Source organism: Thermodesulforhabdaceae bacterium (assembly GCA_037482015.1).
Taxonomy (GTDB): domain Bacteria; phylum Desulfobacterota; class Syntrophobacteria; order Syntrophobacterales; family Thermodesulforhabdaceae; genus JAOACS01.
In genome coordinates this window covers 78,802-96,950 of the sequence record JBBFKT010000006.1, presented here as the reverse complement: position 1 = coordinate 96,950, position 18,149 = coordinate 78,802, and the positions used below count along the sequence as shown (strand labels likewise).

The following is an 18,149-nucleotide window of genomic DNA, read 5'->3' as shown; positions in this document are numbered from 1 at the left end:
TTTCAATTTTGCCCTACTACAGTATTGCTTCTGCTTATCACTTTAATCTTATCTTCACTATAAGAAGTCTCTCTAGCTTTGCAAGTTTTATCTTTATCTTGTGCAAGGCGTTTAAAATTTTTATATTTATTTTCCAAAGAGGAGATAAAAGGCGAGGAGGAGAGATGTTTAGGTTAAACAAAGATGGTTTCATGATTTATGATCCTTTTCATGAAAATCTGGGAAAGGATCTTGATAAAAAGCATAAATGCGCCGATTGTTCATTTTGCCAAATGTGTGCAGAAAGCCGATGTAATTTGTGCCGTAACAGAAGCAAACAGTTATGTAGAAGCAAATTAAGTCTGAAAGACCAGATTGAATTTTATGACAAACTGAACAAATCGTGATCAAGGAGAAAGGGGCTGTGAAACGGATTCTTTTGACAACGGTAATGTTCTGTTTAGGTGTAGTATTAATAACCACAGAAGCCAAGTCCGATTGGTGTTTTAATCTTAGGGATTTTTCAAGACCAGATTTAATAACCGCTAGAGCAATTGTATCGTTCTATCGTCAACCATGGTCTGAGTGGCTTCAAAGCTTCATTGCGAAGCGATTTGAAGGTGCTGAAGCGAGCGACCTAAGATCTATTTATAAAGCCACTTCAGGTAATCTGCTTTTCATTGACAGCCAATTTAAGCCAAAGGACTCCATGAGTGCTATCATGAGGAAGTTTTCTGGCAGTGTGCCAAGAGAAGAAGAGATAAATCGGTTGATTCGAGAACTGGAGGAAGCTCGACAGGGATTATCAAATCAGTTTCCGGCAGGAATAGATCCCGATACTATCAAGCTTTGTCCATCTCAAGAACCGGAAAAGAATTTCTTCATCTCGGGGGAAGCAATAGAAAAAGAGCGAGAAAATAACGTTATTCAATGGGCAAAGCATCAGAAAAAAGCTTATGAGCGGTTAGCAGAGAAGGGACTTGAACTGGATTCTATATTTACCGCCTCCGTTATAGGTCTTCTCAAAAGTAAAACGCCTTATCCCGGCTTGTCATGGATATCTTTTGTTGATAACGAAACAGCTATGGTTGATTTTCTCAATTTTGATGTTCTATATCGCATCCCAACATACAAAGCTCTAAAGGAAGCACTACCCAAGTATGAAGATCTGGCAAGATCATCTCAGATCTCCGTAAACATTCCCGAAAAGCTCAAGCCTGGCTATCACGGTCCCGCTATTACAAATGTCCAAAAAAGACTCGCCCAAGAAGGATTTTTCAAAGGTGCACCAACCGGAGTTCTTGACGAAGAAACCAAAACAGCTCTTATAAATTTTCAACGAACCCATTTTGTAACGCCTGACGGAACGGTAGGGCAAAAGACCGTTGAGAAAATGAATATTCCCTACGAAGAAAAACTCAACTGGATTCGTATAACTTTAGAGGGTATGGAGGAAGCCCCTTTTAGATTATACAGCCATTTCATATGGGTAAATATTCCGACTTTCTCCTTAGAGTATTACTACGATGGAAACCTGATCTCCAGACACAAGGTCATTGTTGGTAGAACCGATGGAAAACAAATAAAAGTTCGAGGAAAGATCGTCCGATGGAATAATACTCTACCACTTGTAAGCGAAATTAAATCCGTCGTTATAAACCCTCGATGGTATGTTCCTGAAAGAATAAGAATTGAACTTGAAAGAGAGGCAGCAAATGACGAATTTTATTTCCAAAAGCGCGGATTTAGAATGCTCGATTCAACATATTCCTGGGGAGAGCCAAGACTTTACCAACTCCCTGGCGGTAGAAATCCTTTGGGAAAGGTTAAGTTCTTATTCGACAATCCCTACGGGTTCTTTCTACACGACACACCAGAACAACATCTGTTTAAAAGAGCTTTTCGAGCTATATCGCACGGATGTGTCAGAGTCGAGAGAGCTTTAGACCTGGCGAGAGAAATACTTGAAAGAGACAATCCCAAAAAAGCAGATCAAATCGATTCATACTTGAAAAAACCAGATCAAACTTTCATCACACTGGAACGTCCTGTCCCCATAGTCATAACCTATTTTCCTGTTTTGGTATCCGAAGATGGACTTCTGGAATTCGGTGGGGATATTTATGGATGGAAAGAACAAAATGGTTTCAAGGTATTTTTTTAATTGCAACCATTTGTAATCTCAGGAGCAAGTTTTCCCCTTTTATTTCCCAGTAGCCGATACTGCATCCTCTATATCCTGAAAATAGGAATAGAGGATGTTTTTATTTCTAGTTCAGTTCCAAATCCACCAGGCATTCAACGTGGGGAGTATGGGGGAACAAATCAAAGGGCTGAACTGCCCTTATGCGATATTTTGACACAAGCAACCCAACGTCTCGAGCCAACGTCGTAGGATTACAGGAAACAGCGATAATTCTGGGTGGAGCAAGATCAAGAAGAGCCTTAACAACCTTTGGATGCATGCCGGCTCTAGGCGGATCTATGATAACCAGGTGAGGGGCACGATGTGCTAGAGTCTTGATAACATCTTTTATGTCGCCTGCGTAAAAAACACAGTTTTCTATACCATTTGAAAAGGCGTTCTTTTGAGCGTCTCTTACTGCATCTTCCACAAGTTCTACGCCTACAACAAATCGTGCTTGTTTTGCTAGAAGAAGCCCAATAGAACCCGTCCCGCAGTAAAGATCCCACACTTCTTCCGATCCAGAAAGATTAGCCCATTCGATAATCTTTCCATAAAGCTTTTCCGCTCCAGACGGGTTGGTCTGGAAAAAAGAATGAGCAGAAATAGCCAGATTGATATGGAGACACCGCTCTGTTATGTTCCCCGATCCCCAAATGATTCTGGAATTTTCCCCAACAGCAACCTGTGATTTCTGATCGTTTACGGAATGAACCAAGGTCGTAATAGCTACCCCTGATCGGCAGAGTTCCTCAAGCTTCTTGGCAAGACCATCAATGGTTTTTTCGGAATCGGAATGGGACCTTGTTATGATGTGAACCAGGCGTTCTCCTGTATTTTTGGCTTCCTTTATCACCAAAAACCGCCAGAACCCGGTGTGACCAGAAATACCGTAAGCGGGAAGGCCACTTTCCCTGCAAAAAAATCTCACCGCTTTGAGAATATCAACAGCTTCGGGTGACTCCAGAGAACATTCTTCAACGTCGAAAACTCGATCAAAGGCTCCGTAAACGTGAAGTCCAAGCCCACAACCTCGCTCTAGTTCTTGATTTTTGTAGTTTTGAATTTCATCAGGTCTAAGCCATCGTCTTGCAGAAAAGGCAAATTCCATTTTGTTGCGATAATACCGGGTAACGGGCGAAGGCTCTATAGGAAGAAGCGGCACGGATTCCAGACCAGCAATATGGCTGAGAGATTCTTCCACTTGACGAGCTTTCCACTCAATCTGAGAAGAATAATCCAGCCTTTGCCATAGACATCCTCCACAGTAACTTTCGTGCATGCAAAAAGGATCACGTTCCCACGGCGAAGGTTCTAACACTTCCAGAACCCTGGCAAAAAAATGATCTTTTTTCTTTCGAAGGACTATTGCCTTAACCAGTGCTCCGGGAAAGGCTCTTTCAACAAAAACAACGGTTCCATTCGCTCGTCCTATTCCGGCTCCACCGTAAGCAAGCTTATCAATTCTGAGAACAATTTCCTCTCCCTTTTTCACAACGAGTATCCTCTAACTTAGAAATTATAGAAGCCACAGAATCGCCTTATACTCCCATTAAAGAGTTATCTATGCTGCTTGAGCTGCCGAAATTCTTTCTAACTCGGCTTTCTCAAATAGATGGATAGCGTCCAGCAATATCTTAACATGTCCGTCAGACTTAGCCATGGCTCTAACAAAGGGAAGACTTACACCAGAACCAAACCTGGGAGGTGGTTCCACATCTCGAGCTTTAATGGTCTCCACATGAGAAACGGTATCGACTATAACTCCCACATGAAAAACGCCTCGCTCGAGAGGAATTTCCAAAATCACAATGCATGTTCTCTCATTGTAATCCGCTCCCGGCATATTAAGTTTAAGTCTTAGATCAATAACCGGTATTACCTTACCTCGTAAATTGATAACACCTTTTACAAATGAAGGTGCTTGCGGAATTTCACGAATTGGCATTATTCCAACAATTTCCTTAACGTGCAGCACATCAATCCCGTATTGTTGATTGTTAAGATGAAAAATAAGATATTTCCCTTCCTGCCCAAGAAAACTCTTTGCAGAAACGCGAGCTTCCTGAACATCCTGTGATACCCTGGCAATAAGATCTTTAATGCTCAAGAGTCGTGACGGTCTTGGAACATAACCACTAGCATGTCTGTATGCACTGTCGGAAAATCTCATGTCAACAAAAGAGGGTATATCAATAGCAAGGTCTATATCCATGCTCTCCTTCATGTAAGAAACCATTTTGCCAAGCGCATCAAGATCTGGTCTGAGGTCGTCAGCTTTTATTCCCTGAGTTTCTGTGAGAACATTTTTCAAGATGGGCACTTTAAGCCCCAGCGTTTTTTGCGGATCCAGGAAGGTTACTCCAATTTCAGCCGCCTTTTCAGGCTTTTTAGTTATAAAATCGCCCGCTTCAACCATCAATCTGACAAATTCTTCCACGGCTTCCCCATGTCTATCGATGATTTCAGACCGGAAAGCCACAACGCAACAGGGATGATTCTGCCATACCTCCGCAGACAGGAATAGTTGCTCCGCAACGCCTTCAGCTATGGCTTTTGTCCCAATGGGCTCAGCCACGAGGAAACCACTGGCTTCGGGATTTATTTTAAGAAATTCGGGCATTTTTACAGGCGGAACCACTTCATAGAAAAAATCTCCTTCCCGGCTTCCAGCAATTCCAGCTTTAAGTCCCAATTCATTCATAAACATGTGCGAAATAATATGATGAATGGACAGCTCGTGGGGAATGCAAAAAGTCTTGTTTTTGAAAAATTCCACCAGTGACTTCAGGGGCTCCTTTTTGCGAACGCAAATACTACCATTTTTGTGAGCAAGCAACACAACCTTTACTGGAACGTTATATGCGAAGAGATCCATAGCAATGGGCGCAAGAACCAGAGCTCCATCCACCGTGCCCTGTTCCAAGGCTTCCCGGACAGGATTCCAGCTCGTCATACAAATAGTCTGAAGAGAAGCAAAATGTTTCGGAGCAACTTTACCTGTGTCTATCAAATGCTTTGCAACCCCAAGAGTAAGATGGTCGGTAATCTGAATGTGAGCAATATTCAGAATCGGTTTTCCACTGGCGTCTAGCACGGGTTTTCTTTCTGGAATTTCCTGGGAAAGAGTCTGTAGAGTCCTCCCGGAAAAAGTCTGTTCAATAACCCTCAAAAGTTCCGGTGGAGCAAAGGGCTTGGAAATAATATTACTTGCCCCAGCCTCGGAGGCTTCCACCACCTCCTTTTTTTGTGCTCTTCCCGTAGCCAGAATAAAAGGCAGCTCTCGGTATTTCTCTTGCTGTCGAACCCATTTTAAAAGTTCAATGCCGCCCATTTTGGGCATATTCCAGTCACTAATAATAACATCCACATCGGGGTGCTTAGCCAGAAGAGATATGGCATGATCACCATCGTCGGCTTCTATGATGTTGTTAAACCCAAGATCGTTTAATACCTTACACTCCATCCGGCGAGTTATCTTCGAATCCTCAACAAGTAAAATTTTTATTCCCTTATCAACTGCCATAATGATTCCCTCACTTTAGCCTAAATTTTACCTAAATTGTTCCAATATTTTCAGAACATCCTTGTCAGAAGGAAAAACTGGTTCTACAAGAGAAGAAACACCCATCTCCATCAGAAAATCATCACCAAAGACAGGGCGATCGGTGGTTTTAAAGAAAACCCCCGTGAAAATGGGCGGAGCTGGCAGGAGAGCAAGCTCAAGAGCCTTTTTTAGATCAGCTGGGTCATGAGACGAATCCAGAGGTTTTACGTTCTTCCTGAACCAGTCCAGGGGTCTGGGATCCCAGGTGATGCAGGGCTGAATAATATCTACGTAGGAAAATCCTCTACACTGAATTGCTTCCATCATGATGGACTTCAACTGAGCTCGATCGAGCGCAAAAGCTCGAGCCACAAAGGCTGCCCTATGAAGTATGGCAATTCCCAGAGAATTAAGCGGCGGCTGGGTTACTCCATCAGGGTTAAGACTTCGCCTTTCCCCCGGAGGCGTAGTTGGGGAAGCCTGTCCTTTGGTAAGAGCATAAATCGAATTGTTATGGACAAAAAGCGTAATGTTTGGGTTTCGTCTTAAGGTGTGAATAAAGTGATTTCCTCCCTCGCCGTAACAATCGCCTTCCCCGGTTGTAACAATAACAGTAAGATTGGGTTGAGCTACAGCTATTGCAGTAGCTACTGGAAGGGCTCTTCCATGCAAACCGTTGAAAAAATTGCAGGGCATGTAATGAGGAAGCTTTGCCGCCTGCCCTATGCCGGAAACAAGACATATTTCATGGGGATGTTTCCCAAGTTCTACCAGAGCCTCTTTAAGAGTGGTCAAAATTGCATGGTTAGGACACCCGGGGCACCACTGAACAGGTGTTTCGGAATAAAAATCGCTAATCTCGACCATAAAAACGTCTCCTTATGTCTTGAGCCGTAACCGGCAAGCCACTGTAAAAAAGCATACTTTTAGCATCTCGAATTACAAGCTCTCTTCTAAGAAGGCTGGCAAACTGCCCGGTTGCATTCTGTTCTATAATGGTAATGCTTGCTTTGGGCGGGAAAAATTCCTCCTTGGAGGATAATTCTGGAAGGGGCCACAATTCTGTAAAATGCAAAGCACCAATTCGCTTTCCTTCTTCTCGCAGTATTTCCACCGCTTCAAATATAGCCTGTCTTGTGCTTCCCCATCCTACAAAAACTTCTTCCACGTCGTCTTCCATAAAAAATCTTTCGGGAGGGCGTATTTCCCTTCGAAGAGATTGAAGCTTTCTAAGGCGCTTTTCCATCATTGGCACAGCAACGCCATCAAGGTCTTCTGTAATATGTCCGTCCTCGTCATGTTCATCGCTGTCGGCGGTAACAAGATATTTGCTTTGCCCTGGGTAAAGTCTGGGAGATATTCCAGAAGCGGTAATGGAATATCGTTTATAAGTTGAAAAATCTGAAGGTGAAGCAATAAAAGTCTCAACCTTTGCCAGTTCCACATCAAAGTCTGGTATAGAAAACTGAGAATCCGCCAGAAACTGGTCGGTCATAACAATGATGGGTATTTGATACTTGTCGGCTAAATTGAAAGCTCGAACCATTTTGTGGAAGGCATCATAGGGATCAGACGGAGCCAGAACAACTTTAGGAAATTCTCCGTGTCCTGAGTGGATAGCAAATAAAAGATCTCCCTGAGCTGTGCGGGTCGGAAGTCCTGTTGCTGGTCCCGGTCTTTGTGCAAGCACAACAACAACCGGCACTTCCACCATGCCTGCAAGGCTCAAAGCTTCGACCATCAGAGAAAATCCGCCTCCAGAGGTTGCCGTCATAGCTCGAACCCCGGCAAACTGGGCGCCTATAGCCATATTTATGGCGGCAATTTCGTCCTCTGCCTGCTCGGTAAAAACTTTGCATTCCTTTCTGTGCTGAGTAAGGAAAGTAATAATACCGGTGGCGGGAGTCATGGGATAGGCTGCCATAAAGCGACATCCTGCTTTGACAGATCCAAGAGCAATAGCAGGGCTTCCTGCTATCAAATAAAAGCGATCAGGGCGTTTTTCCAACTTCCAGGGACATATTCCCTGACAGGATTTTTCCGCAAAAAGGTAGCCATCTCGAGCTGCTTCCACGTTGTTTTTAATCACTGTTTCTGCTTTGCCCTGGAATTCATCCTCAACCGCCACTTGCAGCGCTTCAAAATCGCCTCCAATGACCGACCACAGAGCTCCCACGGCAATAGTGTTGGCATAAATTGGGCTTTGCCATTTTTCTCGAGCAATTTTATTGAAAGGAACGAATATTTCCGTCGCACCGTCCGTATTGTCCTGTTCATCAGCTATAAGCAACCCATTGGGATTGAGCCAGGAGCGATATTTTTTTCGTGCCTCTTTCCTGAGCGGAAGTAATACATCGGCATCACGCCGTGGAGCATTTTTCAATGAAGTAGAAATCCTAATAGAGTAACTATTAAGTCCGCCTCTTATGCGTGATTCGTATTCTTGCCAGGAAAAAACAGCAAGTCCGCACTTAGCTGCCGCCACCGAAAAAATAGATCCCACAGTCTGGATGCCTTCTCCTGCAGCTCCAGCAATAACAACATTAACGTCCATCATTTTTAACTCTCTTTCCTTTAATTATCTCCACAAACCTTGATAAGCTGAATTTACCCGAAGTTTTAGGTCTATCGCTAATCCACGAAATAAATCCACCAACCCAGGAATCAAAAGAATCGGCCACTTTTTCTATTTTGCCAAGCGTATCAACATAGAATACTTCCGATGTTGCTACGTTAAGCGCTACAAAAATGTCAATTTCTGTTTCTTGATGATCTATCAAAATCTTCTTGGTCCCGATATAGCCAATTATTACAAAGTCTTTGGGAAAGTTTTGAAACTGATTCCTAAAAGCTTGAGTTGTTCCAAGAACAAAAGGGAAATTTCCAAATCCAGACTTCCAGCAACAATGATTTGCTGGATCATCATCTAGATCTTTAAAATGGACGCTGAGAAATTCAAGGTATGATCTAGGGAGCCTTACTCCCAAGGTGTTATAAACCATTTCATCAGAAACATTTGTCATAATAAAATTTTCCTGTCCTAAAACTTAACCATTTTTATAAGCTCTTCGTAAGCTTTTATCTCTTCCGGGGTCAATTCACGATGGAGAAGTTTTTTGTTAACCATGATGGGAATACCTTCATGAAGTGCTAAAGCGACGGCATCGCTCGGGCGACTGTCAAATATCCTTTCTTCACCATTAATGCGAGCATAAACTTTAGCGTAGAAAGTATTTTCTCGCATGTCATAAATTTCTATCTTATCAAAGGTCACACCAGCCTGATGGAGAATCGACAGATAAAGATCGTGGGTAAGTGGGCGCTTAGGCTCCACAAATCCTTTTTCCTTAGCGATAGCGGTAATTTCAGCATCTCCCACAAACATCATAAAATAATAGGGCGAGTCTTCTGTTTCTTTGAGAATAACCATATTTCCCTGAGTTCTATCAGTTTTGATATAAACTTCCTTTGCTTCAATAAAAGCATCATCCTGAGAGTTTTTTTCCCGAAGCAAATCCTTTTCTTCCATGTTTTAGACCTCCCTTTCCTATTATTTCGTGGAGGTGCACAAATACCTGTGTCCTGCTATACTTTTTCATTAGGGGTTACTACTTGAGGGCTTACACCCACCACACGCCATCTTGTGCCCTGAGGCGTGTCTTCAAGCTGAATAGACTTTTCAGCAAGCATGGCTCTTATCCGATCCGCTTCATCAAATCTCTTTTCCTTTCGCGCCTCCGCTCTCCTGGCAATCCACGCTTCAACTTCTTCCACTGTCATACCGGTTGACTTTAATTTAATCAAATTCTGCTCCTGTAAAAATTCTTCCGGCGCTCTCTCAAGAATGCCCAGAATAGAACCCGTTTCTCTTAAAAAAGCGACAGCCAGTTCAACAAGCTCTGCAGCTGGACCTTTAAGCTTTTTCCGTCCCGAGGTTTCAAGGAATCGCTGAAGTGCATTCCGTAGGTCAAACATAAGCCCTACAGCCTGAGCCGTGTTAAAGTCATTGTTCATGGCTTCTAGAAATTTTTCTGGAAATGAAAAAACCTTTTCAGAAAGTTCAGCATCAATACTGGTGTGGGCTTTGGAATTTGAAAGAGCAACAATACGATCTTTGTCCAGGAGCAAAGGCATAGACGCTCTCGGTGAAGGAAACACTTCTCCCTTCATATCTTGTGTCACTTTAAAACCTGGTTGGTTGACAACGTCGCCCTCTTTTCCAAGGCGAACCAAGGCTTCGGAAACAGTCATATAAAGCCGTTCCAAGCCTCGTTCGGATTCTTTAATTGCATCATCAGAAAAATCCACCGGACTGCGGTAATGTTTGGAAAGGACAAAGAGGCGTAAAACTTCCGTATGGATTTTATCCAAGATCTCACGAATAGTGAAAAAGTTGCCCAAAGATTTGGACATCTTTTCATTGTTGATATTCACAAAACCATTATGAAGCCAATATCTCACAAAAAGCTTACCAAAGGCAGCTTCTGATTGTGCAATTTCGTTTTCGTGATGCGGGAATACAAGATCCTTTCCGCCACCGTGGATGTCAAAGGTTTCCCCCAGATATTTTGCGCTCATTGCCGAACATTCAATATGCCATCCTGGGCGTCCTGGTCCCCAGGGGCTGTCCCAGGCAGGTTCGCCTTCTTTACTACCCTTCCAGAGCACAAAATCAAAGGGGTTACGTTTGTGCTCGTCTATATCTACTCTAGCTCCCGCCATCATATCTTCAAGACTTCTGCCGGATAGCTTCCCATAACCCGAAAAGCGTTCTACCGAAAAATACACATCTCGTCCGGACTGATAGGCGTAGCCTTTCTCGAAAAGCTTTTTAATTATCTCTATCATGTCGCTAATGTGTTCTGTTGCTTTAGGTTCCACAGTTGGACGAAGCACTCCAAGGCGATCCATGTCCTCGTAAAAAGCCGCAATGTAACGTTCGGCGATGCTGCGATAATCGGTATTTTCTTCTTGAGCTCTTCGGATGATTTTATCGTCTATATCAGTAAAATTTCTTACGTAAACCACTTCATACCCAAGGAAGGAAAGGTAGCGGTAGATAACATCAAATACCACAGCGCTTCTGGCATGACCAATGTGGCAATAGTCATAAACGGTTACTCCGCAAACATACATTCTGACCTTCCCGGGTTCAAGAGGCTGAAATTCTTCTTTGGTTTTAGTAAGAGTATTGTAAACTACAAGTCTCATCAGAATTGCTCCTTTCCGATGCTAATCTCCACCAAATTTTTTATAGATGAGAGCCACAGCATAAACAGCTATTCCTTCTTCTCTTCCTGTAAATCCGAGTCCTTCCGTGGTTGTAGCCTTAATGCTGATCTGATTTGACTTGAGGCCGGTAGCTTGAGAAATAGTTCTGATCATCTGATCTCTATAAGGGGCGATGCGAGGTTTTTGAGCCACAACAGTCACATCTATATTGCCTACTGCATAACCAGCTTGATCAATCATTTCGAGCACCTTCTGAAGTAACACCATACTGGAAATACCTTTGTATTTTGGGTCAGAGTCAGGGAAGTGGCGACCAATGTCTCCCAGTCCTGCAGCTCCAAGAAGTGCGTCACACACGGCATGGAGCAGAACATCAGCATCGGAATGGCCGGCAAGCCCAAATTGTGAAGGAATTTTAATTCCTCCCAGCATAAGAGGGCGATCCTTCACAAAAGGATGAACATCGTATCCCATCCCGATTCTTACTTCGCATTCTTTCTTTGCAGGTGCCATGTAAGCCACTCCATATCTTCTTTCGACGTAATTTTAATATTAAGAGGGTCTCCCTCCACAATTGCCACAGGATTCTTTAACCTTTCAACCAATGATGCATCATCTGTGCCAACAAAGTTCGTTGAAAAGGCTTCTTCATAGGCTCGGATAATAATATCTCGACGGAATATCTGAGGAGTCTGAGCAAGCCACAGAGTTGATCTATCAAGAGTTTCATTGATGATATAGTCATAGGAATAATTTTTTACCCGCTTTACCGTATCTCTAGCAGGAATAGCTGCTATCGCTGCTCCAACCAATCGTGCTTTTTCAAAAACCCGAAGGAAGACTTCTTTTGAAACCAGAGGGCGAGCTCCATCATGCACAGCCACCCATTCAATACCGTCTGGAATAACTTTTAGTCCCTCCCATACACTTTCCTGCCGTTCAGAACCACCGGGAACTGTTATAAATGATACTTGCTCATTTTGGAAACAAACTCTCCTTTCATCACCCTTTTGAATTGTCAAAGATGTTAAAAGTTCTGTAAGTGAAGATTCTAGAATTTTCTTGTAATGTTGAAAATTGTCTCTAGGAAGCACTACAATGCATGAAGAAACAGGAGCGGCGCTAATCACAGCATGAAGAGTCCAAGCAAGAAGAGGTTTTCCCATAACTGGAACAAACTGTTTTGGCAAATCCCCACCAAAACGCAGGCCTTGACCCGCGGCGGGAATAATAACAGCGACTTTTTCCATGGTTTTTTGTTCCTTATGATAGAATAGAAAGGAGGAGAGCTGGTCTATAAGCCGGGTTCTGTCTGCCGGCTTTTCATCAGCCGACAGCACGGTCATTTCTCTGGTCCCTGTCGTTACCGACGGGATCTAGCGACCTACCCGGGAGCTTCGGGCGGGCCACCCTCAATCGCTCCCCTATTTGGTCTTGCTCCAGGTGGGGTTTGCCTAGCACCCGATGTCACCACCGGGTCTGGTGAGCTCTTACCTCACCGTTTCACCCTTACCACCGTCCTTCTGCCGTTCTGGCAAACCAGAACAACAGCGGAGGGGCGGTCTGTTTTCTGTGGCACTTTCCTCCCGTCACCGAGACTGGGCGTTACCCAGCACCTTGCCCTGTGGAGCCCGGACTTTCCTCCCCGCGATAAGCAATTGTAGCAAAAAATACTACAATGTTTTCGCGGAGCGACCGTGCGACCTGCTCTCCTCTTAAAACCACTTTTATTCTAACACTTGCAATACATCAAAGCAAGGTGAGGTTGTTAGAAAAAGGTTGTGAAGACAACTACCCATGTGGTTACCATATTTTGGTAAGGCTATAGCATGCCACGACCTTTTTGCTCAAAAATAAATTTCCAGCCAGCATCCATAGAAACTTGAGAAATCTGGTTGTCCTGGATTATAATGACAAAGTCTAAACCGTAAACGCAAAGTTACAACCGGACCCGTGAAATTTAAAGATATTAAAAAGGTTCTGAGACATGCAAGAAGCTATCTCCAGAAATGAAATAGAAGAATTTGTAAAAGCCATAGTTCAGAAAAGCCTCGAAGCAGCAGTAGAGGAATTCGTTCGCAGAAACGAACAGAGGGCAAAAGAATTCTCTTTGATGGAAAGAATCGTAAAAGTCGAAGAAGAGCTAAAATCCTTGAGAGAAATAGAAATATCAAGATTTGAATCATCTGAAAAAAGATTCGAAGCTTTGCAAAGAGAAATGGCAGCCAGATTCGAAGCTTCCGAGAAAAGATTCGAGGCCTTGCAGAGAGAAATGATAGCCAGATTTGAAGCTTCTGATAAAAAATTCGAAGCAATGGAGAAAAGGTTTGAAGCTCTTCAGAGGGAAATGATAGCTAGATTCGAATCCTCTGAAAAAAGATTCGAATCTTTGCAAAGAGAAATGATAGCCAGATTTGAAGCTTCTGATAAAAAACTTGAAGCGATGGAGAAACGATTTGAAGCTATTCAGGGGGAAATGATAGCTAGATTCGAAGCCTCTGAAAAAAGATTCGAATCTTTGCAAAGAGAAATGGTAGCCAGATTCGAAGCTTCCGAGAAAAGATTCGAGGCCTTGCAGAGAGAAATGATAGCCAGATTTGAAGCTTCTGATAAAAAATTTGAAGCAATGGAGAAACGATTTGAATCTCTTGAAAAGAGACTAACATTTACCCAGTGGTTCATAGGCATGGGGTTTACCCTGATAACGGCTGTTATGACAATACTTAGAATATATGCAAAATAAGGCCCAGAGTTATCACCCGGAAAAACTGTCACGGAAGATTATCCCCTAACATTTTTTAGTTTTCACAAAATAAAGACATCTTTCCAAATCGGATGCACAATACTGTGCACCCGATTCATGCTCTTTACTTGCACACACCTACCTGAGAATCTCCTTTTGGAATTACAGGCTTTCTCCCCACGCTGTAGTAAATAAAACCAGCTTCTTCCATCTGCTTCCGACGATAAACATTGCGAAGATCGACAAAAACTGGCTTTTTAAGAAGTTTTTTCAACTTCTGTAGATCTAGAGCTCGATATTCTCTCCACTCAGTAAGTAGCACCACAGCATCGCTTCCTTCACAAGCTTCGTAGGGACCGGAGCAATATACAAGGTCTGGAAGGAGCTTTTTCGCTTCCTTCATTCCCTGAGGATCGTGAGCCCGTATAGTTGCCCCTCGCTCTATAAGAGCAGGAAGGATGGTAAGAGAAGGAGCTTCCCTCATGTCGTCCGTATCAGGCTTAAAAGTAAGTCCCAAAACGGCTATGGTTTTTCCAGCTTCAGACCCCCCAAGAGCTTGTCGGATCTTCCTGACCATTCTGGCTTTTTGAGCTTCGTTTATCTCTACTACGGCTTCTACTATCCTGAGGGCAACCCCATATTCCTGAGCTATCCTGAGTAGAGCTCTAGTATCCTTAGGGAAACAGGAACCTCCGTAACCAGGTCCAGCCTGCAGAAAGCTCTTACCAATTCTCGCATCAAGCCCCATCCCCAGAGCTACATCCAGCACATTGGCTCCAGTTTCTTCACACAGAGCGGCAATTTCATTTATGAAGCTGATCTTCGTAGCCAAAAAGGCGTTAGATGCATATTTTGTGAGTTCTGCCGATTCAATTGACATAACCACGAAGGGAATTTCGGCAAGTAAAAGCGGTCGATAGATTTCCCTTAGAATTTCTTCCGCCCTGGCATTATCCACTCCAATGATAACCCTATCCGGTTTCATAAAATCTTCAATCGCTTCCCCTTCTCGCAAGAACTCTGGATTGCTTGCCATGTCAAAACTAGCATCAGGATTGGTTTCCTTTATGATTCTCGCCACCTGACGGGCTGTTCCAACAGGAACTGTGCTTTTTATAACAACTACCCTGTAATCGTTAAGCAGGGGAGCTATTTCTTTCGCCACCTCGTAAACATATGTCAAATCGGCATATCCATCGCCTCTACGTGAAGCGGGAGTTCCAACAGCAATGAAAACTACTTGAGCATCTCGAAGAGCTTCCTTCATATCTGTTGTGAAAGAAAGTCTTCCTGCACGGCGATTCTTTTCGACCATTTCATCGAGTCCAGGCTCATAAATGGGGATTCTCCCCGCCTTAAGATTTTCGATTTTGGATACGTCCTTATCAATGCAGACCACTTCATGACCGAAATCAGCAAATCCGGCGCCGCTAACAAGTCCCACATACCCCGTTCCCACAACGGCTATCTTCATGTTTTAATCCTCCCGCATATTTTTCAGGGTTCTTGCCTTTTTGTCAGGTCTAATTTATAAGCAAAGTCTTATATTTCGCAAAAAAATAGTCAACTTAGCTTATGAAAATTCCTTCATCCACCGCCCCACTACCAATCACGGCGGAAATGGGTGCAGGTAACACCAGGAGGTAAAAATGCCCTTTCAACTTTCAAAAGAGAACCTCATCAGGACCTTCGGCTTTCATGGAAAATCTCATAATTACTTCAGCATAGAAGCTTATGCTCAGACAGCAGGTATTGACCTGGATCGATATCCAGTATCCTGGAAAATCATACTAGAAAATCTTATAAGAAATCAAAACGATGCAGTAATAAACTTCGACGACATTTATAAAATTCTTCAGTCCTATTCTAATCCTAACAAACCCTGCGAAGTGCCCTTTTATCCAGCAAGATTACTTCTTCAGGACTTTACCGGCATACCCGTAGTAGTGGATCTTGCAGCCATGCGGGATGTGACGGTTCAATGGGGAGGAGATCCCTCTCGCATAAACCCAATGATTCCTGTTCATCTTGTAATAGATCACTCCCTGCAGGTAGATTCATGGGCTTGCAAAGAGGCTTTAAAGAACAACCTCGACCGCGAATTTGAACGAAATTCCGAAAGATATAAATTCCTTAAATGGGCTCAATCATCTTTTTCAAATTTTTCCGTTGTGCCCCCAGGAAAAGGCATCATCCATCAGATAAACATCGAACATCTGGCAACCGTAGTCGTAGTAGCTTCGGAAGACGGTAAAAATCCTACCGTTTTTCCTGATACTGTATTCGGAACTGATTCCCATACCACCATGGTAAACAGCATGGGGATCTTAGGATGGGGTATTGGCGGAATTGAAGCCGAAGCGGTCATGGTAGGACAACCTTACTATTTCCCGACACCACCTGTTGTTGGAGTCAGGCTAAGGGGCAAACTGCCCGAAAACTCATCGGCTACAGATGTTGCTCTTCTCATTACGGAGGAACTCAGGAAATACGGAGTAGTTGGAAGAATTGTGGAATTTTTTGGTCCTGCCTGCGATCATCTAACCTTTCAAGATCGATCAACCATAGCAAACATGGCTCCTGAATACGGCGCAACAATGGGATATTTTCCTGTTGATGAAAAAACTCTGAGATTTCTTGCGGAAACAGGAAGACCGTCATGGCTTATTGAACTTGTAGAAACCTATTGTCGGCTTCAGAAAATATTTGGAGGATATAAAGATCCCGAAAAAATATTATTCGAGCGCCTTATAGAAATCGACATCTCTAAAGCTGTGCCATCTGTTGCCGGACCGAAGCGGCCTCAAGACAGGATTCCCCTTTCCAGTCTTCCTGCATCTTTCCGTGACATTCTTTCTAAACCGAAATCTGATGGAGGGTATGAAATTCCAAAAGACGTAATTCTTTCCTCATCCAGCGACAAAGAACTTGATCACGGCTCTGTTGTCCTTGCATCCATAACCAGTTGCACAAATACGTCAAACCCTGAGCTTCTCGTCGCAGCAGGACTTTTGGCTCGAAAGGCGCGAGCTTTCGGCTTAAAACCTAAACCATGGGTAAAGACCAGCTTTGCCCCCGGATCCAGAGCTGTCGAGGCATACCTTTCAGAACTCGGACTCATGGAAGACCTCGAAGCACTCGGATTTCACATCGTAGGCTATGGTTGCGCTACCTGCATCGGAAACAGTGGTCCCCTTCCAGAACCAGTGTTCAAAGCCATTAAGGACCGTAATCTGGTTGTTTGCGCCGTTGTTAGTGCCAACAGGAACTTTGAAGGACGAGTCCATTCAGCAGTAAGAGCCAACTTTCTCGCTTCACCAGCTCTGGTTGTGGCTTTTGCTCTTGCAGGACGAATCGATATAGATTGGGATAAAGAACCTATTGGAATTTCTCCTGAGGGACGATCGGTTTTTCTAAGAGATTTACTGCCGTCGAAGGAAGAAATAACCACAGCAACCGCCAAAGCCAATAATCCTGAATACTATCTCAGCCTTCGAGACCAACTATTCCAGGGAAACGAACTCTGGGAGGCTCTTCCATCTTTCTCGTCAAACCTTTTTCCCTGGGATGAAAGCTCCACCTATCTCCGAAAACCTTCTTTCCTTGAGAACCTGACTAAAGAACCTCCTGGACTTTGCGACATTGAGGGAGCTCGCGTTCTGCTTCTACTTGGCGATTCTGTAACAACCGACCACATTTCCCCAGCGGGAGCCATACCTGAAGACAGTCCGGCTGGAAGTTACCTGAAAAATCTGGATGTTTTGCCAAAAGACTTCAACTCATACGGCTCAAGACGTGGAAATCACGAAGTCATGGTTCGGGGAACCTTTGCAAATATTCGTCTTAAAAATAAACTGGTTCCGGATAAAACCGGAGGCTGGACCGTCCATTTCCCAACGGGCGAAGTAGTAACGGTGTGGGAGGCGGCTCAGCGCTATCGTAAAGAAAGCATGCCTCTTATTGTAATAGCAGGAAAAGAATACGGCACGGGAAGTAGTCGAGACTGGGCAGCCAAAGGCACGGCGCTTCTCGGTGTAAAAGCAGTTATTGCGGAAAGTTTTGAGCGCATCCACAGAAGTAACCTTGTAGGCATGGGAGTTATTCCATTACAGTTTCTGCCAGGAGAATCAGCTGAAAAACTTGGATTGACAGGGGAAGAAATATATTCAATTCGAGGTTTGTCAAAGGCGACGGAAGACGCTAATCCCCAAAAGATTCTACCAGGTTCAGTTCTTACGGTGGAAGCTTTACATCCGGTAACAGGAAGAAAAATAGAATTTTCTGTTGTATGTCGTCTTGATACTGGAGTTGAAGTTGACTATGCTTTTCATGGTGGGATACTCCCGAAGATACTCAGGCAGGTAGTTTAAAGGAAACCTTTTTAAGGGGTGGGCTATTCCCCCACCTCGTAATCTATTTTTGGTCTTTTAACCGTCCCTGCCTTTTAGAAGCAGACGGGAAAA

Annotated in this window: 13 protein-coding genes and 1 other RNA gene; 3 read left to right on the top strand and 11 right to left on the bottom strand. The window is 43.7% G+C overall.

All coding sequences use genetic code 11. The features are described from left to right. The first annotated feature begins 403 nt into the window (after positions 1-403). Complete coding sequence (locus tag WHS38_08485; GenBank protein ID MEJ5301011.1) at positions 404-2,143, top strand: L,D-transpeptidase family protein; 1,740 nt, start codon at positions 404-406, stop codon at positions 2,141-2,143. A gap of 106 nt (positions 2,144-2,249) precedes the next feature. Here WHS38_08485 and rlmD read toward each other — a convergent pair whose 3' ends face one another. The 10 genes from rlmD to rnpB all read right to left on the bottom strand — a co-directional run bounded on the left by rlmD (position 2,250) and on the right by rnpB (position 12,654). Then, positions 2,250-3,659, bottom strand: a complete 1,410-nt coding sequence (gene rlmD / locus WHS38_08480; GenBank protein MEJ5301010.1) for a 23S rRNA (uracil(1939)-C(5))-methyltransferase RlmD — start codon at positions 3,657-3,659, stop codon at positions 2,250-2,252. Positions 3,660-3,728: 69 nt separating this feature from the next. After that, positions 3,729-5,690 (bottom strand): chemotaxis protein CheW, encoded by a 1,962-nt coding sequence (locus WHS38_08475; GenBank protein ID MEJ5301009.1) that lies wholly within the window; start codon positions 5,688-5,690, stop codon positions 3,729-3,731. Positions 5,691-5,717: 27 nt separating this feature from the next. Continuing rightward, a complete protein-coding gene (locus tag WHS38_08470; GenBank protein MEJ5301008.1) occupies positions 5,718-6,578 on the bottom strand; it encodes a thiamine pyrophosphate-dependent enzyme in 861 nt (286 codons plus the stop codon). After that, entirely contained in the window at positions 6,565-8,268 is a 1,704-nt protein-coding gene (locus tag WHS38_08465; GenBank protein MEJ5301007.1) for a 2-oxoacid:acceptor oxidoreductase subunit alpha, read from the bottom strand. Before WHS38_08465 ends, WHS38_08470 begins: the two co-directional genes overlap by 14 nt. Beyond that, entirely contained in the window at positions 8,255-8,734 is a 480-nt protein-coding gene (locus WHS38_08460) for an SMI1/KNR4 family protein (protein ID MEJ5301006.1), read from the bottom strand. Before WHS38_08460 ends, WHS38_08465 begins: the two co-directional genes overlap by 14 nt. Positions 8,735-8,751: 17 nt before the next feature. After that, positions 8,752-9,240 carry a bifunctional nuclease family protein gene (locus WHS38_08455; GenBank protein ID MEJ5301005.1) on the bottom strand — a complete coding sequence of 163 codons (489 nt, stop codon included), beginning with the start codon at positions 9,238-9,240 and terminating at the stop codon, positions 8,752-8,754. A gap of 56 nt (positions 9,241-9,296) precedes the next feature. Continuing rightward, entirely contained in the window at positions 9,297-10,922 is a 1,626-nt protein-coding gene (gene cysS / locus WHS38_08450; protein ID MEJ5301004.1) for a cysteine--tRNA ligase, read from the bottom strand. A 21-nt stretch (positions 10,923-10,943) separates the two neighbouring features. Beyond that, positions 10,944-11,456: a 2-C-methyl-D-erythritol 2,4-cyclodiphosphate synthase gene (ispF, locus tag WHS38_08445; GenBank protein MEJ5301003.1), complete on the bottom strand. Its 513-nt coding sequence runs from the start codon at positions 11,454-11,456 to the stop codon at positions 10,944-10,946. Next, entirely contained in the window at positions 11,426-12,193 is a 768-nt protein-coding gene (gene ispD / locus WHS38_08440) for a 2-C-methyl-D-erythritol 4-phosphate cytidylyltransferase (GenBank protein ID MEJ5301002.1), read from the bottom strand. The genes ispF and ispD overlap by 31 nt, the downstream gene beginning before the upstream one ends. A 31-nt stretch (positions 12,194-12,224) precedes the next feature. Next, positions 12,225-12,654, bottom strand: an RNA gene (rnpB, locus tag WHS38_08435) — RNase P RNA component class A. A 276-nt stretch (positions 12,655-12,930) separates the two neighbouring features. Here rnpB and WHS38_08430 point away from each other — a divergent pair. Next, complete coding sequence (locus tag WHS38_08430; protein MEJ5301001.1) at positions 12,931-13,686, top strand: hypothetical protein; 756 nt, start codon at positions 12,931-12,933, stop codon at positions 13,684-13,686. Between the two features lie 124 nt (positions 13,687-13,810). Here WHS38_08430 and WHS38_08425 read toward each other — a convergent pair whose 3' ends face one another. Continuing rightward, a complete protein-coding gene (locus tag WHS38_08425; GenBank protein ID MEJ5301000.1) occupies positions 13,811-15,160 on the bottom strand; it encodes a UDP-glucose/GDP-mannose dehydrogenase family protein in 1,350 nt (449 codons plus the stop codon). A gap of 175 nt (positions 15,161-15,335) precedes the next feature. Here WHS38_08425 and acnA point away from each other — a divergent pair, with 175 nt between their 5' ends. Continuing rightward, a complete protein-coding gene (gene acnA, locus WHS38_08420; protein MEJ5300999.1) occupies positions 15,336-18,056 on the top strand; it encodes an aconitate hydratase AcnA in 2,721 nt (906 codons plus the stop codon). Positions 18,057-18,149: the final 93 nt, after the last annotated feature.

Excerpts from the sequence above, each read along its gene's own strand:
- WHS38_08455 (MEJ5301005.1), bottom strand. The coding sequence starts at position 9,240 with ATGGAAGAAAAGGATTTGCTTCGGGAAAAAAACTCTCAGGATGATGCT.
- acnA (MEJ5300999.1), top strand. The coding sequence starts at position 15,336 with ATGCCCTTTCAACTTTCAAAAGAGAACCTCATCAGGACCTTCGGCTTT.
- cysS (MEJ5301004.1), bottom strand. The coding sequence starts at position 10,922 with ATGAGACTTGTAGTTTACAATACTCTTACTAAAACCAAAGAAGAATTT.
- WHS38_08425 (MEJ5301000.1), bottom strand. The coding sequence starts at position 15,160 with ATGAAGATAGCCGTTGTGGGAACGGGGTATGTGGGACTTGTTAGCGGC.
- ispF (MEJ5301003.1), bottom strand. The coding sequence starts at position 11,456 with ATGGCACCTGCAAAGAAAGAATGCGAAGTAAGAATCGGGATGGGATAC.
- WHS38_08430 (MEJ5301001.1), top strand. The coding sequence starts at position 12,931 with ATGCAAGAAGCTATCTCCAGAAATGAAATAGAAGAATTTGTAAAAGCC.
- ispD (MEJ5301002.1), bottom strand. The coding sequence starts at position 12,193 with ATGGAAAAAGTCGCTGTTATTATTCCCGCCGCGGGTCAAGGCCTGCGT.
- WHS38_08475 (MEJ5301009.1), bottom strand. The coding sequence starts at position 5,690 with ATGGCAGTTGATAAGGGAATAAAAATTTTACTTGTTGAGGATTCGAAG.
- WHS38_08465 (MEJ5301007.1), bottom strand. The coding sequence starts at position 8,268 with ATGATGGACGTTAATGTTGTTATTGCTGGAGCTGCAGGAGAAGGCATC.
- WHS38_08460 (MEJ5301006.1), bottom strand. The coding sequence starts at position 8,734 with ATGACAAATGTTTCTGATGAAATGGTTTATAACACCTTGGGAGTAAGG.
- WHS38_08470 (MEJ5301008.1), bottom strand. The coding sequence starts at position 6,578 with ATGGTCGAGATTAGCGATTTTTATTCCGAAACACCTGTTCAGTGGTGC.